The sequence below is a fragment of the Geminocystis sp. NIES-3709 genome (genome assembly GCF_001548115.1).
In the GTDB taxonomy this organism is placed as follows: Bacteria; Cyanobacteriota; Cyanobacteriia; order Cyanobacteriales; family Cyanobacteriaceae; genus Geminocystis.
On the sequence record NZ_AP014821.1, the window covers coordinates 3,294,653 to 3,321,033 of the forward strand.

A 26,381-nucleotide genomic window follows, 5' to 3' on the forward strand; every position below is an offset into this window, starting at 1 on the left:
TTATCAACTGTCAACTATCCTACCCACCCAAAAAACTGTTTCAGCAAAGCCGAAATAACCATTTATTTAACATTTCTTCTTGTTTTTTTGTTCGATTCTCAATAATTTTTACCTGATAACCTAAAGGTTTTGGAGAGTCTAATTTAACCTCTACAGTTTTTAATTCTTCCTGATGAAAATAAGTTAATTTAATGACATCATTAGCTTGATAATCTTGCAATCTATCTATTAAATTATCACTTGTAACTCGAAAATTATCGATCGCTAATAATTCATCATCGGCATCAATTCCAGCTTTTCCTGCGGGAGAATTAGCATCTACAAAAGTTATTTTTTCAACACCACCATCTTTTTGTGTTTTTAAACCTAAATAGGGAGGCGTATTATGTTCAATTTTTGTCTCTAATTTTAATCCGAAAGGTTCAAAATATTCGTTAAAAGGTAGCTCGATCGTGCTATCTAAATATAAATAGAAAAATTCTGTTAAATCAGTATTGGCAATTAATTCTATTTCTCGTTTCAAATCTTCAGGAGTAAAACCGATTTCTTCTTTCCCAAACTTTTGCCACATAATCAGCATAACATCATCAAAAGATTTATGATTATCACTATTTTTTCTAATTAATAAGTCTAATAACAAAGTCACTAATTGTCCTTTTAAATAATAAGAAATTTGGCAATTATTACTATAAGCATCTCGCCGATATAACTTAATCCAAGCATCAAAACTTGATTCTCTTAAGGGTTGAATTTCTCTGCCCGGAGTTGCTAAATATTGGCTAATATCTTTACTTAATAAATCAAAAAAAGTTCGATGATTATATATTCCTGCCCTTAAGGGTATAATCATGTCATAATAGCTAGTTGAACCCTCAGAAAACCATAAAGAAGTAGTGTAATTTTCTTGATCATAATCAAAAGTTTCTAAGGCTTTTGGACGGATTCTTTTGACATTCCAAAGGTGGAAAAATTCGTGAGCAACTAATTGTATAAATCGATCGTATTTTTCTTTTTTTTGAAATCCAAAACGAGGATAATTTAAGACACAACAGTTTTTATGTTCTAATCCTCCAAAGCCACTAGCAGATAAATGTAATAAGAAAAAATAATCTTCATAGGGTAAATCTCCAAATATTTTAGCTTCTGTTTTAATAATCTTTTCTGTATCTTTAATTAGTTTTTCTATTTCAATATTTCCCTCTCCCCAAATTACCCATTGATGAGGTTTATTTTCTACCGTAAAATTAGCAATTTTTTGAGTTCCAATTTCAAATGGACTATCGACTAAAGTATCAAAATCTTCCGCTAAAAATGTGTTTTTTTCTTCAGAAATTGAAGGTAAAGAAGTGGTAACTTGCCAATTAAGTTGAGGTGGATCGATCGTAATTTTTAGAGGTAATTTTTCATAATTTGGTATATAAAAAAATAAAGCCGCCCCATTAAAATAACCATGACTACCATCTAAATGATTCGTTCTCACCGTTAAATCATTAGCATAAATTTGATATTTTATAGTAATATTTTGATGATCATTTGTTTCAATTGACCAATGATTTTTAGTTTTTTTTATCCAACTTAAATAACTAAAGTTATCAGCAGAAATTACAGTAAATTTTTGTAGATGACGAGAGTATTCTCTCACTAAATAAGAACCGGGAGTCCAAACAGGCATTTTTATATCTAAAGTGTTTTCTTGCCAATTTTCAATATTTAAAGTTACTTCAAATAAATGAGATTCAGGAGAAGACATTGAAACAAAATAATGTAAATTTGGACTTAATTTATTCATAATTTATGTATATAATAAAAATTAACAATAAGGGTTAGATATTTAATAATTAAATTTTCAGCCTAGTTTCATTCTCTGAGATCGTCATATTAATCGTATTAATCGATCGCGCACTGCCGCTTTGCGATCGCAAAAAGCTCATAAGAAAAGTTTTATATAGAACTTAGATACTTATAATCATCAGAAAATTTGACCATTATATCCTTTTATAATATGATATGACTGAAAGAATTGATTACAGTAAACAAAACTACTAATAAAATTGTCAAAAAACTTAGACTTCTAACTGTTAATATTGTCAGTTTTTAAGATGAATTATTTGTTTGATAGCTTCAATAAATAGCGATTATGATTAGCAGACAATGGTGGGTAGAAAAGTGGTTGGAATTATTAGATTCTTACCGTTATAAAAAAAGATTGGAAAGGGGGCGTAACTATGCCAGAGAAGGTAATATTTTAAATATTGAGTTTAAACAATCTCAGTTGGTGGCGGATGTACAAGGTACAGAAGAAAAGCCTTATCGAGTAACATTATCCTTAGATGCTTTTTCCGATGAAGATTGGGGATATGTAATTACTACTATGTCAGAAAAAGCTATTTTGGCGGCGCAGTTGTTGGTAGGAGAAATGCCGTCAGAAATTGAGCAGGTTTTTATCAAAAATGGTTTAAGTCTATTTCCCTTTAATTTAACGGATGTGAAATCTCGTTGTACTTGTCCTGATAAAGCTAACCCCTGTAAACATATTGCAGCAATTTATTATCAGTTGGGCGATCGATTTAGTGAAGATCCCTTTATCATATTCCAGTTGCGTGGTAGAAGTAAAGAGCAAATTTTAGAGGCATTGAGAGTGTCTCGTATTCATCAAATATCAGGTAAATCTTTATCCCCAGAAATGTTGGGCAAAATCAAGTCTCCTCCAAAACGCAAAACTAATATTACCAAAACTTCTGCACCTTTAACGATCGATAATTTTTGGGAATATGACGAAGCGTTAGACTCTTCTTTAGTGGTAATTGTACCATCAACGGAAAATAAAACAATTCTCGAAGTATTAGGAGATATTCCTTTACCTTATAATGACTCTCAAGCGGTTATGCAATATCTTACTCAAGTCTATAATACTGTACCGAAGGAAGTTACTACAGTTACTTAACAAAAAAGGGCGGAATAACACCGCCCAGTCAAAATTATTCTAAGTCTTTGCTACCGGGGTTGCGTGCTGGATCTCCAGAAAGGAAACCAAAGATAAATAACAATATGAAAAAAGCTACAACAATATTTACAACAATTTTTAGAGTTAACATTTTTTTAATATACTCCGAATGATTTAATACTTGCTATATTCTACCGCAATAGAAGTTGATTTATTAATTATTTATTATCGATCGTTCCGAACCAATAACCTTTACCATAAATAGTATGAATTAGAATAGGTTCTTTGTCCGTTTCAATTTTACGTCGTAATAGACGTACGATCGCAGCCACAACATTACTACTAGGAGTTTCTTCTTCTGCCCAAAGATACTCGAAAATTTGCTCTTGAGTAACTAATTCTTGTGGATGAAGACTAAAAAATTCTAACAATTTAACTTCTTTTTCTGATAGTTTGATTAATCGTCCGTTACGGTAGGCTAACTGATTACTAATTTCTAACTCTAAATCGGCTACTTTTATTTTTTGGTGTGATTTTAATTCTACACCGATCGACCGTCTCAATAAAGCCCTTACTCTCGCCAATAATTCTCTTAATTCAAAGGGTTTCACTAAATAATCATCCGCCCCTACATCTAACCCCATAACTCGATCGTCCAGAGTGTCTTTAGCCGTCAAAAACAATACAGGAGTTTGTACTGACTTTCCTGTTTCTTGTTGTCGTAAAGATTGACAAATTTCTAAACCTGTTTTGTAAGGTAACATCCAATCAAGAATTAAAAGATGATAAGAACATTGTAAAGCCAAATCTAAACCTTTATTACCCTCATGACAAACAGTGACATCATAACCTTCTTGAGTCAAAATTTTAGCTAAACTCAATGCTAATTCCGTTTCGTCTTCTACTAATAAAATCTTGATTGACATGATCTACTCTTAACTGATAATTAAATAGGTGACAATGAATAATTGACAATTGACAATGAACAATTAATAATTAACAAATCCTATTCCTAATTCTTCTAACTATGTTAACCATCGCATTACCTAAAGGCGCACTTTTAAAAGAAAGTATCGAACTGTGTCAAAAAATCGGCTTAGATTTTAGTTTATTTTTGTCATCGAGTAACCGTCAACTACAAATAGAAGATCCTACGGGATTGGCTAAAGCATTATTAGTCAGAGCGCAGGATGTTCCCGTTTATGTAGAATATGGTCAAGCTCATTTAGGTATCGTGGGATATGATGTTTTAAAGGAAAAAAAAGCTGATGTGGCTAATATTGCTAATTTAGGTTTTGGTTATTGCCGAATGTCCGTAGCAGTACCAGAAAATAGTCCTTATCGTAGTTCGATCGATCTTCCTGCTCATGGTATAGTGGCTTCTAAGTTTGTTAATTGTGCTAAAGATCATTTTCGATCGTTGGATTTACCCATAGAAATTGTACCCCTTTATGGTTCGGTAGAATTAGGTCCCATTACAGGAATGTCAGAGGCAATTGTCGATTTAGTTTCCACAGGGAAAACTTTAAGGGAAAATGGCTTAATCGAAATCGATGTGTTATTTGAAAGTAGTGCTTATTTAGTTGCCAATCCTCTTACCTATCGTCTGAATAGTTATAATCTTAATCAGTGGGTACAAAAATTATCAAAGGCATCTTTCAACAATGGATAATGAAAAATGAGCAATTGACAGTTATCTCTGGAGAGGATTGAATTAGAAGATGAAAACCCGCAAATCTTTTTCCCCAAAGGCTGGGGAATCTTTCTTTTGATATTATGTACCTCTTTTCTACACTAAAGTCGATACCATTGCCCCTAATAATTGTTCGGGGGTTACTTTAAAAGGTAGTCGATGAATATCTGACGACGGTTGACAAGCTAATTCCGCAGTCGATCGAAGTTGAGCTAAAGTAATATTATCCAGTCCTAAATCTTCAAGGGTACAGGGTAAACCAATCTGACGGTAAAACTTAATTAACTGTTGTCGGGCTGTGGTTGCTAGTTGATTATTGATAACCATTTCTTCTAATCGCAACTGTACTAAAATACCATAAGCTACTTTTGCACCATGTAATTGATTGTGCGTTTGGGTAAGATGGGTTAAAGCATTATGAATAGCATGAGCTGCTACTGTGCGACAATTTGCACCCCCTAATCCACCACTAACACCTGCTAACAATACTGTTGCGTCAACAACTTCTTTCCATTCTTCACTCAGAGGATTATTTAAAGCCGTCTCCGATTTTTGTAATAAAATATCCCTTAAAACTCTTGCTTGTTGTACCGCCGCTATGGTTAAAGTCGCACTAGAATCACCACTACTTACAGAGGCTTCATACCATTTTGCGATCGCATCTCCAATTCCAGCTACTAAAGTATGAACAGGAGCAGTAGCCACCAAATTATAATCAAGGATGAGTAAATTAGGACAATGACGCAAACTTACGTCATATTCAAATCCTCCCGACTCCGAATAAATATTACTTAATGCAGTCCATGCTGCGCAAGTAGCACCAGATGTAGGAATGGTAACAACAGGTAAATTGCAATTATAAGCCAATAATTTTGATGTATCTAAGGCTTTGCCACCTCCAACCCCAATGATAAAATCTCCCTTATAAGATTTAACGACATTTTCTAGGCGTTTTAAAGAAGTTTGCGTACAATCAGGGGAATAACTTTGATAATTGGGAGTTAAATTAAATTCTTCACAAATAGGATTAAGGTAGGTTTCGATTAATTTTAAAGTTTTTTTCCCTCCTACAATAATAGGATGTTTCCCAAATTGGGCGATCGATTTTCCGCTATTAATCAAACAATTTTCACCCTTAACAATATTAGCAGGAGCAACTTGTAAACTTAAAATATCAGTAACTTTAGCAGTAGCTTGAAGTGTTTTTAATTTAGTCATTTCAACAATACAATACAGTTATATGTATAAATCCCAAACTGAGCATTGAAAACAAGGATTTGATGTAAACTATAAGTAATCAAGAAATAATTTTAAATCCTTATTTTATACTTAAGATACGAAACCTATATTACTAAGATAAAAGAAATTCCCATAAATGGCACTGACATTAGTTCATATAGTTCAAAAAATATAGTAAAGTACGAGATTTACTTGGAGTCCATTTCAGATACTTCCTTTTGTCAATTATGTTACTATAAATCGGGAAGATTAAAGAAGATTGAATTTTTTCTCTGAATTTTTAGATGATATTTGACAAATAATTTGTTACTGTACAGATGAAACTAGCTGAAACGATTATCAGATAAGGGAAATAGAGAATGCGGACGGAGAGACTCAAACTCTAATTAATTTATGTTAACTTTTATTTTTCAACCATTATCTTCAATTTAAAATTATCTCAACCTTCATTAACGGTACTTAGACAAAAATTGAGCATCGAATAAACCCCAAACTAGCTTTAGATAAGCTAAATTTCCAGATTGTCTTTTAACCATTGAAAAAAGCGAAAAGACACTGTTATACGAAACGCCTCCAATGCTTCACCAAAGGTATTTTGCCGATTTTGCAACTTCCCTAGCTTTACGCCGTATAGATGATGAGGATCTTCTTATTTGTTGAACCATCCCATATAATTCTTCTTTGGGAAATTTTTGAGTAAGGAAAAAGCATTTTTCGACTATTAAGGTGATTTCTAATAATAAATATACCTGCTAAATCCCCCTAGCCCCCAAAACACAAAGAGGAAATTATAAAGAAGATGGGTAAATTCTTTCTTGGAAATGGCCTAAGTTAAGACACATTTAACTTACTTTTTTTTCTAGTAATAAAAAAACTATGAAACTCTTAACTTTTGCCTTTTGCCATTTGCCTTTTGTCCACCTCAACCAATAATTTATCATACTCAAAGTCGAAGAACCAAAAAAGTTTTTGTTTTAATTTTCGATATATTAAGGCAATTTCTTCTGCTTTTTCATAGCCAAACCATTTGGAGAGTAAATTCAAAGCCCTAGGATTGGAAGGAATATAATTAGGATTAATGAGGTAAATTTTTTCCATTATTTCTGAAAACTTTTGTCGATCGTACTCAAAAAAGAACCTTGCCAGATTTCCATAAACTTTAATGAGAGCATTTTTTTGTTCTATTGTAATCTCTCCTCTGTTTTTCCAAAAATCCTCAACTTGGTAAGCATTTGTTAGACAATCTTGAGAAAAATCTATTTTATTTCGTTTCGATAAGCTATTACAACGATGAACACGATAATAAGCCCCTAGATCTGATATATGTATAAACTTACCTCCGAATAATCCTGAATCTAATAAAAAACGGGCATCCTGAATAATTGGTAATGATTCATTCCAAAACCCTATTTTATCTACTATTCTACGAGAATAGAGTAATGCGGCAGGAGGACACCAAAAATCGGTAAATAAAGCAATTTCCGGATTAGGGTGAATATCCTCTATAGAACGATTTATAATATCTCCTAATTTAAACGTACTATCTTTCTGTTCTTCTAATTTTTGCCAGTCTGTGTAAGCCACATCAGCATTACTATTAATTAAGCCGTTGACTCGCTTTTCTAAAGTGTTTGGTGCAAGTAAATCATCCGCATCAAGATATTGAATAAACGCTCCTTTAGCAAGGGATGTACCTAAATTTCTGGCCGCACTTGCACCTCTATTAGAGGTAAATTTTGCTTTTACTCTATTTCCATAGGATTTAATTATTTCGGCTGTATTATCTGTTGAGCCATCATCAATTAAAATTATTTCATAATTGCTAAAACTCTGATTAAAGACGCTTTTAAGAGTGTCTAATAAAAATCTTTCGGCATTATAACAGGGAATAATTATTGATATTAGATTACATACTGAATTCATAGTCTAAGTAATTATTATTGGTAAATATCAAATAAATTCTGTGGGTACAATTACAATTCAACATCTAAAACAATAAGATTATTCAACTACAATAAATTAATCCTATTATATAAATATAGAAAAACGAGCAGGAGAAGATTCAAATTTCCCCGTTTTTAAATTAAATTTAACACATATATATTCTCTCATTGAGGGCTTAATTCCATACCAAATAAATACTGCCAGTAATAATCTTACTACAACATAAAAACGAGTTGTTTCCAACCGTAGAATTAAACGATCGAATAAAGGAAGTTTTTGGATATAAGGAGATATTCCATCTAAAATCTCTGATAAACGATCGCTTACTTGATTAATAGTTTTCTGATCTTTATGCCATCTCATGGCTGAAAAGACAGCGGTTGTTAATATAGGCTTTGCATAATTGATTAAGTCTAAATATAAAATTGGATCAAAAACATTGGGATATTTTTCAGATAGTTTTATATTATTCTCTTTAAGAAAATCTAATCGGATAAAAGTAGCATCTTGAGGAAATTCCACCATGTCAAAAGCTAAAATATTGAGATTATATCGCCAAGGAATACAAATATCTGAAAATGAACCAGATTCACTCATTTCGAGTCTTCCACCGGTAATCCATTTGGGATCTTCCACCAATTTAGATATTTCGATTAAGGTTTTGAGAGAATTTGCCAGTAAAATATCATCACTATTGAGCCAATTAAACCACTTTCCCGTCGATAATTCGATTCCTTTATTAATGGCACTAACTTGTCCTAGATCTTTTTCACTTACCCAATAGGTTAACCAAGATTCATATTTTTTAATAATTTCTACAGAATTATCTGTACTACCACCATCAATCACTATATATTCTAAATTTGGATAACCTTGAAGTAATACAGATCTGATAGTTTCCTCTAAAAACTGACCATAATTATAATTAGGTGTAATGATACTAATTTTAGGATAATCTGAATCATTGAACGCAATATCAGTTGTTGGAGGACTTTCTTGTGTCCAAGGCCAACCTGTTTTTCCTTGTGGTGGTGGTGGTAATTCGCTTAAAGTGACACAACGCATAATGGGTTTAAAGGACGATCGAATTAGTGCTATTTCTAGTAGTTTTAGTTATTTTTATTAAAGTTTTTCTGAGAAGTTGTTTGAAAAGTCTATATTTCTTACGAGATTTTCCTTAACCTCCCTTATAAATATATATCTTAGTTTTAAAAGGTAATTTATTTTGATAATATCTTTTGATATAGTGCAACATAGCGCTGTGCTTGTAATTCTAATGGATATTCCGTCAAGGCAATTTCTCGACAATTGCTACTCAGATTCTGTCGTAAATTATCATCTTCCAATAATTGAATAATTCCTTGACAAAAATCATCGAAATTTTCTGCTTCTGCTAAATAACCTGTTACATTTGGACGTACTAAATCAGGAACTCCTCCAATATTAAATGATACCATGGGAGTACCACAGGCTAGACTCTCTTGTAATATTAATGGTAAATTATCACTACGAGTAGGAAAAATAAACAAATCTGCGGCAGAAAATGCCATTGACTTGAGTCGATCGCTACTTACATAACCTAAGCTAAGATAAGATATTCCCAAAGAGCTTAATATATTTTCGCCCCCTTTTCCAATCGTTAAAAGGACAATTTCTTGTTTGAGAGTATCTGGTAATTGTTTTAATACTGGTAATAATAAATCTGTTCCTTTTCTGGTGTCTTTTAAACTTTCAGCCCCAAACATTAAAACTTTTTTTGATTTGTCTATTCCCAATAAATAACGGCATTTTTCTTTGTCTAATGGTTGATAAGCCGATACGTCTATTCCGTAAGGTATATGATGAATATTAAAATCATTGAACATACTGGTTTTAGCTTGTTCTGTTAACCATTTACTCGGAGTAACAATGGTTAAATTAGAGTTGTTATAAGTCCATTTTTTTAATCGCCATTCAATAGCAGTGGTATCTCTAGTTACACTGGGGTATGTTTTCAAATTAGGACATTTACCGCAACCATTTTGCCATTTTTGACAGTCATAACTATAAGCACAATGACCAGTAAAACTCCACATATCATGGAGGGTATAAACTGCAGGTTTTTCTTTAGTTAATTGAGGAATCGCTAAGTAGTTAAAATAACCTGTATGTAAGTTATGAAAATTTAATATATCTGCTGATTGATAAAATGGATGTTGAGGAATATCAAAAGAACTAATTAAATTAACATAATTAAATCCTAAACGCCATGTAAAACGACTGATGAAATTTTCGACGGAATATTTACGGATAACAGAGTTGACTCGATCGTCATCGGTAATTGCATTACCTACTAATAGTTTAGAATCAATGCCTTGTTGTAGTAGTCCTTGATGTAAACGATAACCTGCTATACCTGCCCCTCCGCCAATGTCTGATTGATTAATTTGAAGTATTTTCATGATAAGGTTTTTTTGAGTAAACAATAGATTATCAAATCAGATGATGAAAAATATTTAGGGTGTGTCATCAATTAAGTTATTAAAACCTTTTGTATCTAACATTGATCTATGAAAAAAATTCCCTTTCTCAAATCCATTTTTATTAACAGTTATAAAGCTAATTGATAAAAGCCCTTAAAAATAATTTTATTGTCAATCTTTAGTTATTTTTTCAAAACAAACATATAAAGTATGACCTGAAATTAAGTTGCGTATTTGGGAAAGTTTTAAGATTGGTTTTAAAATTTTATAAGCGATACGATGAGATATACTTTGTATCAACTTAATCTGAGGTAATCTTGATAGTTGAATTGAAATATACCAATTTATATGATATTCCGCTAAAGGTTCTATTTTAAAATGTTTGACTTTTAAAGGAAATATAGTAGTTATAAATTCAAAAGTTTCATGGTTCCATTGAGTCATATGATGTGGAGGTTGATCTAATAAATTACTTTCACAATATTTAGGAAATGAGAGAGAATTAGGAACAGAAATAATTAATTTTCCATTGGTTTTAAGTAGCTTAATCATGGAATCAAAAAAATTAAAACAATCGGGAATATGTTCAAGAACTTGGAAAGCACAAAGTGCATCAAATGAATGAGATTTTTTTCTAGCTAATTGATGAATATTATCATCAAAAATAGAGATGCCCATCTTTTTTCCAAACTCAACTGCACTGGAATTTAATTCAATGCCTTCCGCATCGATGTTATGTTTTTTACAAAGACGATCGACGAAAGCTCCTTGTCCGCATCCAACTTCTAACACCTTAAAACATCCACTTAAATCTTCAATGGCGACATCATATTCCCATTTTTGAAGCATATAATACCAATCAAAATTTTCTAGCTGTTCATAAAGTTTATCTGAACCTGCAATATCAAAAGGCATAAAAAATTTTAACTTACTATCATTACATTGATAAAGATAGATTTCTGGATAGTTTTTTAATTCTTTAGTTATATCTATATCAAAAATTTTTTTCCAATCTTGAATTAATTGATTACATGGAAAAGTTTTTAGTAAAGTTACATTTTCAGAATTGGTTAAAGGACTAACAATCATAAAATTTATCAAGTAAAATAAAATTCTACAGGCCACCACAAAGGAGATAAATTCTGTGGTACTTTTCCACTACCCCAAACATCTTGATTAACAACATCGAAGGACAAAATATGTTCTATATATTGATAATCCATGATGCTATCTCCCAACCATAACGAAATAAAATATTTTCCTTCCATTAAAGGAACTTTTCCCAAATTACACTCTAAAACCCCTTCATTAACAGGGTTAATTAAAGAATTTTTGGGTAACTGATAATGATTATTAGCGTTTAATAAAGGATTTCCATCGGATGTGTAAATAATTAATCCTACTTTTGGTTCTCTTATTAAATTCTCAGAACAATAGGACAATTTGAGTGATATTAGATCACCTGTTAAAAATTTAGTATTAGGCTTATTGTTACATAGTAAAGTCACGGACTCTATCCACATGGGAGATTTTTCCGGCTTTAAGGGTTTGATAGTATGTTCCTGATTGAAACTTTCTATAGAACTAAAATACTCATCTAAACACTTATCAACTTTACCAATAAATTGAGGTGTTCCATTATTCATGAATATACCATTATTACAAAGAACATGAATAGCTGCCATATTATGAGTTACAAATAAAACTGTTCTTCCTTCATTTTTGGCTACATCCTCCATTTTTCCTAAACACTTTTTTTGAAATTGAGCATCCCCTACCGCTAAAACTTCATCTACGATTAATATTTCTGGTTCTAAATGGGCGGCCACGGCAAAAGCTAGTCGAACATACATACCTGATGAATATCTTTTAACAGGGGTATCTAAAAACTTTTCCACTTCAGCAAAAGCGACAATTTCATCAAATTTTTTTTTAATTTCTACTCTACTCATACCCAAAATAGCACCGTTGAGAAAGATATTTTCTCTTCCTGTTAACTCTGGATGAAAACCTGTGCCTACTTCTAATAAACTAGCAACTCTACCTTTGATAGATATTTTCCCTGTAGTTGGTTCAGTAATACGACTTAATACTTTTAACAAAGTAGATTTTCCTGCACCATTACGTCCAATAATACCAACTCGATCGCCTCTTTTTATCTCAAAGGAAACGTCTTTTAGTGCCCAAAATTCTTCTTTTTCAGGATTGTTGAAAGATTCTTTTTTGGATTGAAATAGTTTTTCTGTAAAAGATTTGGCACTATTGGCAATAACATCTCTTAAAGCAACATAACGCTCTTGCTTTTCATGTGCGATCGTGTATTTTTTCCCTAAATTTTCGACTTTAATGATAATGTCTGACATTTATTTTCTGTAATGATAATTAGTGATTGATCTGAAATATCGTTTTCTGTTACCTCGTAAACTAAACGATGTTCTTGAGTAATCTACTTTACCCAAAAACTAGAGTGGTTAAACCCCAGTTTTTCAGATTTTCCTTTTCTATTAAAAAGTGATTTAGGTAATTTTTCGATTGATGTCATAATTTTCAAATCAATTCTCTGATCTTCATTAAACTTCTCCAGACATTATAATTTATTCTTCGTTTACCAAATAAAACATCTCTCACATTCCAATTGATCAGAATTTACGAAAAACAACATTAAAATACAGTAGTTGAACAAAAAGTATAGTTTTAAATTTGACGATCGAAAAGTTAGAGTTTATCAAGTTCAATATTGAGTTTAAGAACATTTACTCCGGGTTCGCCAAAAATCCCCAAAAATCTGCCCTCAACAGCTTTAGTAATGAGTAACTCTATCTCATTAGGATCTAAATTTCTTGCGGTGGCAACTCGATTAATTTGATTTTGAGCCGATTCAATACTAATATGAGGATCTAATCCCGAACCAGATGTATAAACTAGATCAGCAGTAGGTTTAATATTAACTTCTTTTAAAAGTTTAATTTCAGCTTCAATATTTTCGATTAAATTTGGATTACTAGGCGCTAAATTACTGGCACCAGAAACACCAGTATTACCAGCCGTTTCCCCTATGCTATAATTAATCACACTAGGGCGACTCCAAAAATATTCATCCCTTTTAAAAGATTGACCGATTAAAGTAGAACCGATTACATTACCTTGATTATCTTTAATTAAACTACCATTAGCCTGAAAAGAAACAAATAATTGTCCGAAAATAAAAATTAAAGAAGGATAAATAACAGCGGTGAGGATCCATAAAATGAAAGTGACACGAATCGCTTTAGAAAAATCATTGATAGATAACATTTTAAAATTTCTCCTGTAGAAAATAAGTATAAAAAACTAACTGTTAGTAATTAAAAAAACAAGCAAAATAATTTAGTTTAAGTATTTAAAGGGCGTAACATTTCTGATACTTTAATTTCAGTTTCAGAAAAATTTAGCGGTTTAACAATATCATGATGAGTTACAATAATTGCTCTTTGGTAATCCTGATTCTGTGGTTGTCGATAGACATGAAGTTGACGTTGTTTAAGATCTAATACCCAATATTCAGGAATATTGGCAGAAGCGTAAAGTTGACGCTTAACTTCTAAGTCAGTTTTCAAAGTAGTATCCGCTATTTCGATGATTAAATAAACTTCTGTGACGTTAAGGTGGCGATCGTCATAATCTAAAGGATCATACTTTACGATGGCAATATCAGGTTCGGGTTGAGAGAAATCGTTAACAATAATAGGTAATTGTTTTTGAATGATCACATTTTCTTTAAAGAGTTTATCAAATAAGCGATCGGTACGTCTAATAGCTGCGGCGTGAAAACTACTTTGGGATGACATAGTAATAATTTGTCCGTCAATTAATTCTACCTTTTCGTCATCCGTAAAAATACCGACTTCTGCCATAAGATTATATTCTCTGACAGTTAAGAGTCTCAAGGGGAAAGAAATATTATTAGAGCAAGATTCAGTAAGTAGCATATTAATATTTAAAGTGTAAATATTATTAGAAGTATTATAACTTTTTAATTTCGGCAAAGAGTAAAGGCACAAAAGAGAAAATTGTTTTTTTAGCGGAGAAAGAAGCTCAGATAGTTAAAATTTTTCTGGTTGAAAAATAACGATAAAAAGATAGATAAATAAACTAAAAGTAACTAATCCTAATAACCCTAAAGCATAAGTTTGACCTTTTGATAAAACATCTTTGGTACTGGCATAAACCACAGGTGAAAGAATTAAATTAATAAGAAAAATAGACAGAAGATAAATAGATAATTTATGAGAAAAAAACTTCTTAATTATTGTGAAAAAAGTTTGTTTACCAAGAGAAATATTAGTATTCATGACATTAGTAAGATAGATATTTTATAAAATTGGGCAGGATAAAAAGTGGTGAAAAATTCAAAATGCGTTACCTAGTAAAATTTCAAAAAACAGAAGAAGGTTATACTGTTTGGTGTCCAGGATTGCCCGGATGTTGGAGTCAAGGAGAAACTGAAACGGAAGCCTTAGAAAACATTAAAGATGCTATTCAATGTTATTTAGAGACGATAAAAGAATTAACTACAGAACTAAGCTAAACCGATCGCACTAACCATCACATCAATAACTTTAATAGCAATAAAAGGGGCAATTACTCCTCCCAAACCATAAATTAAGATATTGCGTTGTAATAATTGATCCGCCGTTAAAGCCCGAAATTTTACCCCGTTTAAAGCTAAAGGAATCAAAGCCGGAATAATCAACGCATTGTAAATTAAAGCCGATAAAATTGCTGATTGAGAACTAACTAAGCCCATAATATTTAAACTACCAATACCAGCACTGGCGAAAATAGCGGGAATAATAGCGAAATACTTGGCAACATCATTGGCGATCGAAAAAGTCGTTAAAGCACCACGGGTGATGAGTAACTGTTTACCGATGGTTACAATATCAATTAACTTAGTAGGATCTGAATCTAAATCAACCATATTAGCGGCTTCTTTAGCGGCTTGAGTACCAGAGTTCATGGCAACCCCGACATTAGCTTGAGCGAGGGCAGGAGCATCATTAGTACCATCTCCCGTCATCGCCACTAATTTACCCTTAGCTTGTTCATTACGAATTACCTCAATTTTATCCTCTGGAGTGGCTTCAGCGATAAAGTCATCAACTCCTGCCTCTTGAGCAATCACTTCCGCCGTAATTTTGTTATCTCCCGTTAACATGATGGTACGAATACCCATGCGACGCATTTGATCAAAACGTTCCTTAATACCTGGTTTAATAATATCTTTTAGGTAAATTATTCCATAAATTTCACTATCTTGACAAACAGCAAGAGGAGTACCACCCAAACTAGAGACTCCGAAATAATTTTCATCAAGATCTAAAGGAATTTGTCCTCCCCTAGAGCGAACAAAACCTTTAATGGCATCAACTGCACCTTTACGAATTTCTAAACCATTAGGTAAATCCGTGCCACTCATGCGAGTTCGTGCTGAAAATTCTACTCCAGTAGCTGTAGTAGCTATATCAGAGTCAGAATTAATTGTTGCCCCTAATTTTTCTGCTAAATTAACAATGGAGCGTCCTTCGGGAGTTTCATCAAAGATACTAGAAATTAAAGCAACCTGAGCCACATCTTTAATAGTATGACCATTTACGGGGATAAACTCTTCAGCCAAACGATTACCTAGAGTGATAGTGCCTGTTTTATCTAGTACAAGAGTATTAATATCTCCACAGGCTTCCACCGCTCTGCCAGAAGTAGCAATCACATTAAATTGAGCAACTCGATCCATTCCAGCGATACCGATGGCACTTAATAAACCGCCGATAGTAGTGGGAATTAGAGCAACCAACAAGGCAATTAAAACCACCACACTAACAGGATTATTGACATAATTAGCGATAGGAGGCATAGTAGCAATTACAATCAAGAAAACTTCGGTTAAAACCGCTAAAAGTACAGTTAAAGCGATTTCATTAGGGGTTTTGCTTCTTTCTGCCCCTTCCACTAAACTAATCATGCGATCGATAAAACCCTTACCCGGATCTGCGGTAACTCGGATTAAAAGTTCATCAGAAAGTATCCGTGTTCCTCCAGTAACAGAACTAGCGATGTCAGTACCCGGTTGTTTTAAAACAGGAGCAGATTCTCCCGTAATAGCCGATTCATCCACCGAAGCCATACCGCCGATAACCTCACCATCCGCAGGAATAACATCTCCAGCAATAACTTTAATTTGATCATCTCGTCTGAGGCTGGTAGAATTAACCTCTTGAGTTGAACCATCAGGAAGAACTTTTCGAGCTACGGTATCAGTTTTCGTAGCACGGAGAGCATCCGCTTGAGCTTTTCCTCGTCCTTCCGCTACTGCTTCGGCAAAATTAGCAAAGAGAATCGTCAAAAATAAAATGAGGGTAATCAGTCCATTGAATACTCTTTGATTAGAGTCAGAAGTATCGCCAAAAAGATTAGGATTGATAGTTACTAAAGCGGTGATAATTGTGCCAATCCAAACAATAAACATGACAGGATTTTTAATGGCAATTTTAGGATTTAATTTGATAAAAGATTGTTTAATTGCTCTAGTATAAAGCCCTTGATTTTTGGCTTTGGGTGTATGTTTTCGTTGCGATCGTAGTGGTTTATTCATGATAAGATATGGAGTTATAGTTTAAGATATTTAATCTAACTTTTAAGCATCAACAATTTTAATTGGATATAAAGCAAATTTTGAATCTCTGGTGATAATAGTTAAATTATTTGCCATGGATTGGGCTATTAACATTCTGTCAAAAGGATCATTGTGATAAGGAGATAATTTTCCTGCTAAAATTCCCTGTTAAATGGTGATTAAAAGAGGTATAAAATTGTTATGTTTAATTGCTTCTTCTAAATCATCGGGAGCAGATAATTTGCCGATCGAACTTTATTTAGACAATTCCATTGAAGAAAAAATACCCAAAAATTGTCAACTAATTGAGTTAGCCTAAAGCAAACCCTTCGGCGATCGGACCTAAAACTAAGACAGGTAAAAATGTTAACGCTCCCAATATCAAAATTATTCCCCCTGTGATTCCTGTAAACAAAAATGTATCTGTGCGTAAAGTTCCTGTCGTTTCAGGTACAGGTTGTTTACGAGACATATTGTCGGCTAACAGTAATAAAGCAATAATCGGTACATATCTTCCCATCAATAGACTAAAACTAGCACTTAAATTCCACCAAAGGGTATTATCTCCTAATCCTTCAAATCCTGAACCGTTATTAGCGGCCGCTGAAGCATATTCGTAAATTACTTGGGAAATACCATGAAAATTAGGATTACTAATTCCTGCTAAAGTTTCGGGAAAAGCTAAAGTAATAGCACTAGGTATTAAAATCGCAATGGGATGTACTAACAAGATTACACTAGCGAGTATGATTTCTGGTTTTTCGATTTTTCGCCCTAAAAATTCGGGTGTTCTCCCTACCATTAATCCAGTCACAAATACTGTTAGAATTAGATAAATAAATAGATAAGCTGTACCTGTTCCTTGTCCTCCCCAAACAATTTGCAAGAATAGGTTAAATAAAGTACTAAATCCTCCTGGTGGCATTAAGGAATCGTGCATTCCATTAACAGCACCGCACATTGTTGCTGTTGTCATTACTGCCCATAATGCTGTTTGTGCCCAACCAAAACGAATTTCTTTACCTTCTAAGTTGGGTTGTTGTTCTCCTAATAAATTATTAACTAAGGAATTACCTTGATATTCGCCAATAGCAGATACGCCAATTAAAACCGCAAAAATAACAAAAACCATCCAAAATATTAGCCATGCCTGACGTTTATTGTTAGCAAATATTCCATAGGTATAAATTAAAGAAGTAGGAATACTCATCATGGCAATCATTGCTACTAAATTAGAAAAAGCATTAGGATTTTCGTAGGGATGAGCGGAATTAATGCCAAAAAAACCCCCTCCATTTTCTCCTAATTGTTTGATGATTTCAAAATGAGCCACAGGTCCGATCGCAATTACTTGGTTCGCTCCTTCTAAGGTTGTCACTGTCACTGGTGGAGATAGGGTTTCGGGGACTCCTGAGATCATTAGCACGATCGCCCCTACAATAGAAATAGGTAATAAAATGCGAGTAATAGATAAGGTTAAGTCCACATAAAAACTACCCAATCTTTGCCCTGTTAAACCTCGAATAAATGCGATCGCTACCGCTAAACCAGTACCAGCAGAGGTAAACATTAAAAATCCTAAAGCTAATACCTGACTGCTATAAGTAAAGGTTGTTTCCCCTGAATAATGTTGTTGATCTGTATTCGTAAGAAAAGAAATAGTGGTATGTAATGCTAAATGCCAAGTTGGTGCCGATAAATTAGTGAGGTTGAGAGGTAAAAACCCCTGAGTCATGAGAATGACATATACTAAAACACCCATAACTAAGTTACTAACAATCACATCTTTTACATACTGTAAACCATTACTGTTAGTAGCTTCGAGCATTCGGAGCCCAAATAAGGGATATAACCTACTCTCTACTGGTTTTAATAACCTGTCAAGAAAAGTCGATTTTCCCAAAAAGACACAAGCCATATAATTACCAAGTATAGGAGTGATTATCACCACCAACACTAAGGTTAAAATAATTTGTAGAAATCCTTGCCACATAAGTTGAGGAAAAGAATAAAAGTTGTTAATTTAATCTTAGAAAACTCAACTCTAAAAGTCTCTAAACAAATGTATAATTTTGCGTTTATCTTTTCTAAACACTCATCTAAAAAGTCTAAAATCTTTCTGTCTATTAGATAATCAATGTGAAGTTTTTTTTGAAACTTAATTATTTAAAGTGATTCCGTACTTAAAGATACATAATCATTATGCATAAGTTTGGCTATAATTACTTTTTCACATCAAAAAAACAATGAAACAAATACTCCTTTTTCCTTTACTGGTTATTGTTTTTGTATTAATTTTAGCTTATCCTTTAGAACCAGCATTAGCAGGAGAATTAGAAGATGCGATCGCAAATGCTCAAATATCTGCTGACACCACATGGATGTTAATATCTACAGGTTTAGTAATGCTAATGACACCAGCGTTGGCTTTTTTTTATGGTGGATTTGTAGCTAAACGGAATATCCTCAATACTCTCATGATGAGCTTTCTTTTGATGGGTATAGCAGGTGTTTTTTGGGTTTTATTCGGTTACAGTCTTGCCTTTGCTCCCGGATTGCCTTTTATTGGTGGTTTGGAATGGTCATTTTTAAATGATGTAGGACTTGAAACTACTGATTATTTAATGGGGACAGAACCGGCAGAAGTCGTGTCGTATGCCCCAACAGTTCCTCATGAAGCCTTTATGCTTTATCAAGGAATGTTTGCCGTCATTACTCCGGCGTTAATTTCTGGTGCGATCGTAGAGAGAGTTGGTTTTAAGGCTTATACATGGTTTGTCGTATTATGGTTAATTGTTGTCTATTGTCCTATGGCTCATATGGTATGGGCTAAGGGGGGTTTATTAGGCTTATATGGTGGCATAGGAGCGTTAGATTTTGCTGGTGGTGCAGTAGTACACATTACATCTGGAGCTTCTGCCCTTGTTTTGGCTATTTTAATTGGAAAACGCACCACTTATCCAGAACAAACTTCTCCACCTAATAATGTACCTTTTATTCTTTTAGGTGCTGGATTATTATGGTTTGGATGGTTCGGATTTAATGGAGGTAGTGCTTTAGCATCGGGTGCATTAGCAACAGCGGCAGTGGTTACTACTAACACATCAGCGGCGGCGGCAATGGTAACATGGCTTTTATTGGAACAGTTTTTGCGTGGTAAACCAACAGCAGTTGGTGCCGCAACTGGAGCTGTGGCTGGTTTAGTGGGAATTACTCCTGCGGCGGGTTTTGTGACTCCCCTAGCGGCAATTCTGATTGGTAGTATTACGGCAGTTTGTTGTTTCTTTGCCATTGGTTTAAAAGTAAAATTAGGTATTGACGACGCTTTGGATACTTTTCCCGTTCATGGAGTTGGGGGAACAGTAGGAGCTATTCTTACAGGAGTATTTGCTACCACTGAAGTTAATGCCGCCGGAAAAGATGGTTTATTGACGGGAAACCCACAACAAGTTTTAATTCAAATAGCTTCTGTTGTGATTGCTTATGCAGTTGCCATTATTGGTACTTTCATTATTTTTCAACTAATTAAAGCAATTATGCCTTGGCGAGTTACTGAGGAAGATGAGTTTCAAGGTATTGATATTAAAGAACATGGTGAAGAGGCTTACGGAGAATAAATTAATGACGATTCTTTGTTTGTAATTAATCACTGTTGAAGGATAGAAAACAGCAAATCACGGAGAAGAAGTTTTAAACTTAAATTTTAATCCGTGATTATCTTGTTTAAATTTAGATAAATATGCTAAGAGGAGACAATTCTAACCATTTCAATAAAATATCGAGGAATTCTTGAGTTTAAATACAATATGCAACCAACCTTAAAACCCTTTGCGTCTTTGCTACTTTGCGAGAAAAACCTCCTCATTAAGCTAACACTTGAGAAGCATGACTAAAAGTAGTTTCTTCTGAATAATCCTGTTGGTTGATTTATATTAATCAGAAAAAAAATTGCAGTATGTAAAGCTAAATCCCAACTAGATACAGATAAATTTATACTAAAAGTATTTATTTATTTTAACATCACTGAAAATGTCTTCTCTTGCCGTCGAAATTTTAATGATTTTTCTATTAACTTTTGCTAATGGTATTTTTTCTGGTTCTGAAATGGCAGTGGTATCCGCTCGTAAAGTCAGATTAGAGCAGTTAGCTGAACGTGGCGATCGTAATGCAAGGGCAGCTCTCAAATTAGCTAATAATCCCAATGATTTTCTCTCTACAGTACAAATTGGTATTACTCTCATTGGTATTTTGAGTGGTGCGGTAGGGGGTGCTACTTTAGGCCAACGGTTAAAACCAGTCTTTGATGGTATCCCTATTTTACAGCCTTATAGTCAAGGTATTAGTGTAGGTATTGTTGTCACCATTATCACTTATCTATCTCTTGTGATTGGTGAATTAGTACCAAAAAGAGTCGCCCTTAACGCACCGGAACAAATTGCCTGTTTTATTGCTTCTCCCATGAGATTTCTTTCTCGTTTAACGACTCCTTTAGTGAATATTTTAGGTGTCTCAACGGATACTCTCCTCAATTTATTGGGTATTAAGGCTTCCGATGAACCTGATCTCACAGAAGAAGAAATAAAAGTTTTAATTAGACAAGGGGCAGAATCAGGAATGTTTGAAGAAACAGAACATGATATGGTAGAAAGAGTATTTCAACTGGGTGATCGCCCTATCAAAGCGATGATGACACCTCGTCTTGATGTGGTTTGGTTAGATATAGAGTCACCCATACAAGATAATTTACAAAAAGTAATTAATAATAGTTATTCTCGTTTCCCAGTGGGTGAAGGCAGTTTAGATAATTGTATAGGAGTGATTAGAACTAGAGATCTACTCACCGCTCAACTTTTGGGAGAAGAAATAGATTTACGAAGGATCATGAAACCGCCTTTTTATGTACCTGAAAATGCTCGTACTCTTACTGTTATAGAAGAATTTAAAAGAACTGGTATTCATATTGCGTTGGTAACAGAGGAATATGGTGGTATTGAAGGCTTAGTGACTCTTAATGATTTAATGGAAGCAATTGTGGGAGATATACCATCTTTAGATCATCATGAAGAACCTTTAATGATTCAGAGAGAAGACGGTTCATGGTTATTAGACGGGGGGCTTGACATCAATGAGTTAAAAGACTTATTTGATATAGATTCATTGCCAGACGAAAACACAAACCGCTTTCACACCGTTGGAGGATTTATGATGTATTGTTTAGGTCATGTGCCACAATCAGGGGAGTATTTTGAACAGGATGGATTACGCTTTGAAGTTGTCGATATGGACGGCACGAGAGTTGATAAAGTTTTAGTACAAATTATTGCCACCGACGGGAATTAATAAGCATCAGTCTCCATTTGTTGATTTTCCATTTCTTTATTTAGGAAACTATGATTTTCATCGTAGTTTGATTGGGCTGTGAAATGAGAATCTGAGAGAGAATCAATCAATTTATTACCGAATTCCCTCAATTCCGGGTTTTTTAACATCTGAGTAATAAGAGCGATCGCACTCGTTGCCATCACTAATTTTGTTGCTTCTCCTGCATCTTGTCCATTTTGATTACCTCCGGCTAAGATAATGGGATTACTACCTAAAACACCGGGTTGAGGTGCTAAAGCTGAGATTACTTCGGGTAATACTTGAATAAATTGTCCCATATATTGTTCTGCTAATTGAATGGTAATGGCTTTAGTGGAGAGGGTATTTTGTGCTTCAATCATCGCTTTTTCCCCTTGGGCTTTTTTCAAGGCTTCTTCTAAAGTTGCCGTCGCCTGAGTTTTAATCGCTTCCGCTTTTTCGAGGGCGATCGCTTTTTCTACTTCGGCTTCTAAACGTTTTTGCTCTAAATCCCCTTGTTTTGCAATTAAAGCTGTTTCTTTATTACGTTGAGCTGTTATTAAGGCTAATTCCTTAACTCGATTTTCTTCCCCAGTTTTAATGGCGGTTTCTTTCAAGACTTCTGCCATCGACACTTCTTTTTCCTTTTCAATTAAGGCTTTTTCCGCTAAAGCTAACTCTTGATTTTTCTTTCTCAAGGCAACTTCTCGACCAATTTCAGCTTGTTGTATCGCTAATTGTTTTTCAATATCCTTTTCTTTTAAGGCTTGTTGGGTAAGAATTTGTTGGGTTTTAAAATCTTGATCTTTTAATGTAATTGCAATTTGTCGATCGAGTTCAGCTTCTTGAATAGCCTGTTGTTGTTGAATTTCCTTTTCTTGTAATAACTGCTCACTAATAATCTTACCCTCTTGAATTTCTTGAGCTTTTTGTACCTTAATCAACTCCTGTTTAGCTTGTTCCGTTTCTTTTATTTCCAAGACTTGACGAGTATTTTCTGCCTTTAACTGCTCCACTGCTAATGTATTTTGCAATTCTTTTTCAGTAAGAGACCGTTCCGCTGCCAATTGTTTTTCAGTTTCTGTCAAGCGTAATTCAGCAATTTGAGTTTGTGTCTCTTGACGCACTTGCTCTAATTCTTTAAGATTTTTTTGCACGATCGATTCACGAGTCACCACCGCTTGAGAATCAAGATAATTTTTCTCATCATAGTCATTTAACTCGTCAATATTAGTAATAGCAATATTCAATAACTCCAAACCAAAACGCTCTAAATCGACTTTAACTTTTTCTCTCAGATAAGTAGTAACTGTATCAACCTTACCCTGCAACTCACCTAAATTACTTTGTGCTGCCGCATCGCGCAAATGCCCTTCCAAAATATCATTAACACGGGTTTTAATCTCATTTTCCCCCACCAAAATCTCTTTTTCACCCCGTTTACCAGCACCCAATAACATAGCCGCATTCAAAACACTTTTTTCTTCAGGAAAGACACGCACTTGTAAACTACCGTTAAAAATAGCCTTTAGTAAATCTTTAGTGCGTAAAGGTTTTTCTCTGGTATTACCTCGATTAATTGGTACAGTTACTTGATTTAAAGAAACAATGGTAATAGTTTCAAAGCCCGGGAAGAAAAGAGCCGCTCTTGTAATTACCTGCTTATTACGAACCGGTCCAGAAATAACAAAGGCTTCATTGGTATTGCAAACTCGATAAAACTTAGCAAATAGTAAGTAAGTAAAGATAACAGCAAAGATTAAACCACCACCAAAAATACCGACAGGTAATAACCAACTAAGAGAATTATTATTATAGGTATTAGTTTGAGCTAAAACAGGGGGATTACTAGAAACGGTGATAATTTGTGAGGAAGAATTGAGTTGAGATAAGAGAGTTAATTCTATTTTAAGGTTCATAAATATTCATCTCCAATTAAGAGTAAAAGACTTAATAAATTTTTTAATTGTATGATTAATTAATGGTTTATATTGCTCAAAAGGATTATTAATTATTGCTCAAGAATGAGGAAAAACGATCGTTAATTTTTATTAATTTATATTGCTAATTATGATGTTTTTTAGGAATTTTCTTCGGGATTTAATAAATGGTTAGGGAAAAGAGAATTAGAGTGATTTAACTTTAAATGATCTATACTATTTAGTTTAACAATAGAATAATAATTTGGCTCGAGAAAATCAACGAGATAAACTTTATTTCCTACTTGAAAATCTATATCAATAGCTTGTGAGTAGGGAAGACAAAAAACATGGAGGGAAAATCTACCTATTTCATCGTAAACAGATACTTCTAAAATGCCATTAGCTAAGATGCACGAAACTTCTCCTTCGATACCAATAATACGTTCTGGAATTAATTTTACCGTGTGGGTGCGAAGAATTTTTCTTAAATTGCCGACAATATCAATAAAAATTATGGTAAAAAAAAGTCCGATTAAACGAATGCTTAAATATGGAATAGGTAAAGAAGGATTGATATTTAACCATAGCAAACAAATGAGATTACCAGTTAAACCAACAATACCGATCATGAAAGGATAAATACCTAAAAGAAAGACAAGAGGTACTTTTCCGATGCCAAAAATGGATAAAATAAAACCGATAATAGGAATATTAAGAATAGATAATTTTTTGTTAATTTGTTCTCCTAATAAATCAGGAGCAACGGCGGTAAGAGTAGAAACTACTAGCAATAAAAAACCCATAATTATTGCCATTATAAATCCATAATTTACCAGAGCAAAAATAATATTCATCAAATTAAACTTTCATTATCTTCAATCTTAACCGAAATTCCATGAAGAAACCTTTTGCGTCTTTGCGTCTTTGCGAGACAAAAATTCTGTTAATTGTTAGTCTATTTATCATAGTTATTACTCTCGAATTCACCACCCCACCTGCCTACGTATTTGGTTATCTTTACATAGGAGCAATATTATTAGTCAATGTCAGTTATCACAGAAAAGCCACATTAATTGCCACAGTCATATCAGTTTTACTTACCTTACTCAATTTATACATACATATCGGCACGGAAATTGAACTTTCTACCGTTGCCAATCGTTTAATTGCTACTCTCTCTTTAATAGTCACTGGTTGGTTAAGTAATAGTAACCGCCACTATCAAAAAAAGTTAATTGAACAACAAACGAAGCTACAATCTCAGGAGAAATTAGTTCAATTAAGGCAGGATTTTGCTTCTACCCTCACCCACGACTTAAGAACACCCTTACTAGGGGCGATCGAAACTATTAAAGCCTTTCAGGGTAAGCAATTTGGTGAAATTACCATCACTCAAGAAAAAGTTTTAGCCACCATGATTCGCTCTCATCAATCTAGTTTACAGTTAGTAGAAAGTTTATTAGACGTTTATCGCAATGATCTCGAAGGCTTAAAATTAAATTTATCACCCCTTGATTTAACGATTTTGACGGAAGAAGTAACTAATAGTTTGGCGGAGTTAGCCTCTGTACATCAAGTTTATGTTTTATTTAATTATGGTGAGTCTGATTTTCGTCAATCTTTATGGGTAAATGGGGATACTTTTCAGTTAAAACGAGTCTTGACAAATCTACTTATCAATGCTATCAATCATTCTCGTAGGGGCGATCGCATCGAAATTATTTTATCTTCTCAGTCCACTACTCAAGTTGTTAAAATTTTAGATCATGGTTCGGGTATTAAACCAGAGGATTTTCCTTTTTTATTCGATCGATTTTACCAGTCTAACAGCGATCGACAAGCTAAGGGAACGGGATTGGGTTTATATCTGTGTCGTCAAATTATTGAGGCTCACGGTGGTAAAATTTGGGCAGAAAATCATTCAAAAGGTGCTATTTTTAGTTTTTTTCTTCCTGTTTATCAAGGTTAATTTTTTTCTCACAAAGGCACAAAGTCGCAAAGAAACACACAAAGAGTTTTTAAAATTTAATATTCTTTTATTTCTTTTAACTCGATCGAATTTTCCCTTATTATCTTCATATGTCTATTAACAAATATTACAAATTATCACCTCATGATTAAACTTTGCTAGGCTTGATAATAAAGGCTTTAGCCTAAACTCCTCATCTGTTCTTCTTTTCCTCTT

At 33.6% G+C, this 26,381-nt stretch carries 24 protein-coding genes; 7 read left to right on the forward strand and 17 right to left on the reverse strand.

Features of this window, described 5'->3' with window-relative positions; genetic code table 11:
• Positions 1-40 precede the first annotated feature (40 nt).
• Positions 41-1,789, reverse strand: a complete 1,749-nt coding sequence (locus GM3709_RS14075) for a M61 family metallopeptidase (RefSeq protein ID WP_066120502.1) — start codon at positions 1,787-1,789, stop codon at positions 41-43.
• 348 nt (positions 1,790-2,137) lie between these two features.
• Between GM3709_RS14075 and GM3709_RS14080 the strand changes: the two genes are divergently transcribed.
• Complete coding sequence (locus tag GM3709_RS14080) at positions 2,138-2,944, forward strand: SWIM zinc finger family protein (RefSeq protein ID WP_066120504.1); 807 nt, start codon at positions 2,138-2,140, stop codon at positions 2,942-2,944.
• Positions 2,945-2,978: 34 nt separating this feature from the next.
• Here GM3709_RS14080 and GM3709_RS14085 read toward each other — a convergent pair whose 3' ends face one another.
• Complete coding sequence (locus GM3709_RS14085) at positions 2,979-3,095, reverse strand: photosystem II reaction center protein I (protein WP_066120507.1); 117 nt, start codon at positions 3,093-3,095, stop codon at positions 2,979-2,981.
• Positions 3,096-3,162: 67 nt separating this feature from the next.
• Entirely contained in the window at positions 3,163-3,864 is a 702-nt protein-coding gene (locus tag GM3709_RS14090) for a response regulator transcription factor (protein ID WP_066121948.1), read from the reverse strand.
• A gap of 107 nt (positions 3,865-3,971) precedes the next feature.
• On the opposite strand from GM3709_RS14090, the gene hisG reads away from it, so the two are divergent.
• Positions 3,972-4,616 carry an ATP phosphoribosyltransferase gene (hisG, locus tag GM3709_RS14095; protein WP_066120510.1) on the forward strand — a complete coding sequence of 215 codons (645 nt, stop codon included), beginning with the start codon at positions 3,972-3,974 and terminating at the stop codon, positions 4,614-4,616.
• Between the two features lie 117 nt (positions 4,617-4,733).
• Here hisG and GM3709_RS14100 read toward each other — a convergent pair whose 3' ends face one another.
• From GM3709_RS14100 to kdpF, 10 genes are all read right to left on the reverse strand, one after another.
• Complete coding sequence (locus GM3709_RS14100) at positions 4,734-5,855, reverse strand: iron-containing alcohol dehydrogenase family protein (protein ID WP_066120513.1); 1,122 nt, start codon at positions 5,853-5,855, stop codon at positions 4,734-4,736.
• Positions 5,856-6,457: 602 nt separating this feature from the next.
• Complete coding sequence (locus GM3709_RS21895; protein WP_082713011.1) at positions 6,458-6,607, reverse strand: four helix bundle protein; 150 nt, start codon at positions 6,605-6,607, stop codon at positions 6,458-6,460.
• A 154-nt stretch (positions 6,608-6,761) separates the two neighbouring features.
• Positions 6,762-7,799 (reverse strand): glycosyltransferase, encoded by a 1,038-nt coding sequence (locus GM3709_RS14105; RefSeq protein WP_071828050.1) that lies wholly within the window; start codon positions 7,797-7,799, stop codon positions 6,762-6,764.
• A gap of 105 nt (positions 7,800-7,904) precedes the next feature.
• Positions 7,905-8,885, reverse strand: coding sequence for a glycosyltransferase family 2 protein (locus tag GM3709_RS14110; RefSeq protein ID WP_066120516.1), 981 nt, complete (start codon positions 8,883-8,885; stop codon positions 7,905-7,907).
• A 155-nt stretch (positions 8,886-9,040) separates the two neighbouring features.
• Entirely contained in the window at positions 9,041-10,261 is a 1,221-nt protein-coding gene (locus GM3709_RS14115; RefSeq protein WP_066120519.1) for a glycosyltransferase family 4 protein, read from the reverse strand.
• 192 nt (positions 10,262-10,453) lie between these two features.
• The gene (locus tag GM3709_RS14120; RefSeq protein WP_066120521.1) at positions 10,454-11,371 is read right to left on the reverse strand and encodes a bifunctional 2-polyprenyl-6-hydroxyphenol methylase/3-demethylubiquinol 3-O-methyltransferase UbiG; all 918 of its coding nucleotides are present in this window, start codon (positions 11,369-11,371) and stop codon (positions 10,454-10,456) included.
• Between the two features lie 8 nt (positions 11,372-11,379).
• Positions 11,380-12,645: an ABC transporter ATP-binding protein gene (locus GM3709_RS14125; RefSeq protein WP_066120524.1), complete on the reverse strand. Its 1,266-nt coding sequence runs from the start codon at positions 12,643-12,645 to the stop codon at positions 11,380-11,382.
• A 352-nt stretch (positions 12,646-12,997) separates the two neighbouring features.
• Positions 12,998-13,576 carry a K(+)-transporting ATPase subunit C gene (gene kdpC / locus GM3709_RS14130; RefSeq protein WP_066120526.1) on the reverse strand — a complete coding sequence of 193 codons (579 nt, stop codon included), beginning with the start codon at positions 13,574-13,576 and terminating at the stop codon, positions 12,998-13,000.
• Positions 13,577-13,653: 77 nt separating this feature from the next.
• Positions 13,654-14,250 (reverse strand): Uma2 family endonuclease, encoded by a 597-nt coding sequence (locus GM3709_RS14135; protein WP_071828051.1) that lies wholly within the window; start codon positions 14,248-14,250, stop codon positions 13,654-13,656.
• A gap of 114 nt (positions 14,251-14,364) precedes the next feature.
• Positions 14,365-14,613, reverse strand: coding sequence for a K(+)-transporting ATPase subunit F (gene kdpF, locus GM3709_RS14140; RefSeq protein ID WP_082713012.1), 249 nt, complete (start codon positions 14,611-14,613; stop codon positions 14,365-14,367).
• A gap of 62 nt (positions 14,614-14,675) precedes the next feature.
• Here kdpF and GM3709_RS19295 point away from each other — a divergent pair, with 62 nt between their 5' ends.
• Complete coding sequence (locus GM3709_RS19295) at positions 14,676-14,849, forward strand: type II toxin-antitoxin system HicB family antitoxin (RefSeq protein WP_071828052.1); 174 nt, start codon at positions 14,676-14,678, stop codon at positions 14,847-14,849.
• Here GM3709_RS19295 and kdpB read toward each other — a convergent pair.
• Positions 14,841-16,913 (reverse strand): potassium-transporting ATPase subunit KdpB, encoded by a 2,073-nt coding sequence (gene kdpB / locus GM3709_RS14145; RefSeq protein ID WP_066120529.1) that lies wholly within the window; start codon positions 16,911-16,913, stop codon positions 14,841-14,843. The genes GM3709_RS19295 and kdpB overlap by 9 nt on opposite strands.
• A 193-nt stretch (positions 16,914-17,106) precedes the next feature.
• On the opposite strand from kdpB, the gene GM3709_RS20525 reads away from it, so the two are divergent.
• Positions 17,107-17,253 (forward strand): hypothetical protein, encoded by a 147-nt coding sequence (locus GM3709_RS20525; RefSeq protein WP_158506742.1) that lies wholly within the window; start codon positions 17,107-17,109, stop codon positions 17,251-17,253.
• Here the strand turns inward: GM3709_RS20525 and kdpA are convergent.
• Positions 17,245-18,927: a potassium-transporting ATPase subunit KdpA gene (kdpA, locus tag GM3709_RS14150; RefSeq protein WP_066120532.1), complete on the reverse strand. Its 1,683-nt coding sequence runs from the start codon at positions 18,925-18,927 to the stop codon at positions 17,245-17,247. The genes GM3709_RS20525 and kdpA overlap by 9 nt on opposite strands.
• A 253-nt stretch (positions 18,928-19,180) precedes the next feature.
• Between kdpA and GM3709_RS14155 the strand changes: the two genes are divergently transcribed.
• Both GM3709_RS14155 and GM3709_RS14160 read left to right on the forward strand, forming a co-directional pair.
• A complete protein-coding gene (locus GM3709_RS14155; RefSeq protein WP_066120535.1) occupies positions 19,181-20,551 on the forward strand; it encodes an ammonium transporter in 1,371 nt (456 codons plus the stop codon).
• Positions 20,552-20,963: 412 nt separating this feature from the next.
• Positions 20,964-22,274, forward strand: a complete 1,311-nt coding sequence (locus GM3709_RS14160) for a hemolysin family protein (protein WP_066120538.1) — start codon at positions 20,964-20,966, stop codon at positions 22,272-22,274.
• Here the strand turns inward: GM3709_RS14160 and GM3709_RS14165 are convergent.
• Positions 22,271-24,193 carry an SPFH domain-containing protein gene (locus tag GM3709_RS14165; protein ID WP_066120542.1) on the reverse strand — a complete coding sequence of 641 codons (1,923 nt, stop codon included), beginning with the start codon at positions 24,191-24,193 and terminating at the stop codon, positions 22,271-22,273. The genes GM3709_RS14160 and GM3709_RS14165 overlap by 4 nt on opposite strands.
• 161 nt (positions 24,194-24,354) lie before the next feature.
• Positions 24,355-25,011 carry a hypothetical protein gene (locus GM3709_RS14170; protein ID WP_144439447.1) on the reverse strand — a complete coding sequence of 219 codons (657 nt, stop codon included), beginning with the start codon at positions 25,009-25,011 and terminating at the stop codon, positions 24,355-24,357.
• A gap of 80 nt (positions 25,012-25,091) precedes the next feature.
• Here GM3709_RS14170 and GM3709_RS14175 point away from each other — a divergent pair, with 80 nt between their 5' ends.
• Positions 25,092-26,165, forward strand: coding sequence for a sensor histidine kinase KdpD (locus GM3709_RS14175; RefSeq protein WP_066120547.1), 1,074 nt, complete (start codon positions 25,092-25,094; stop codon positions 26,163-26,165).
• Positions 26,166-26,381 lie beyond the last annotated feature (216 nt).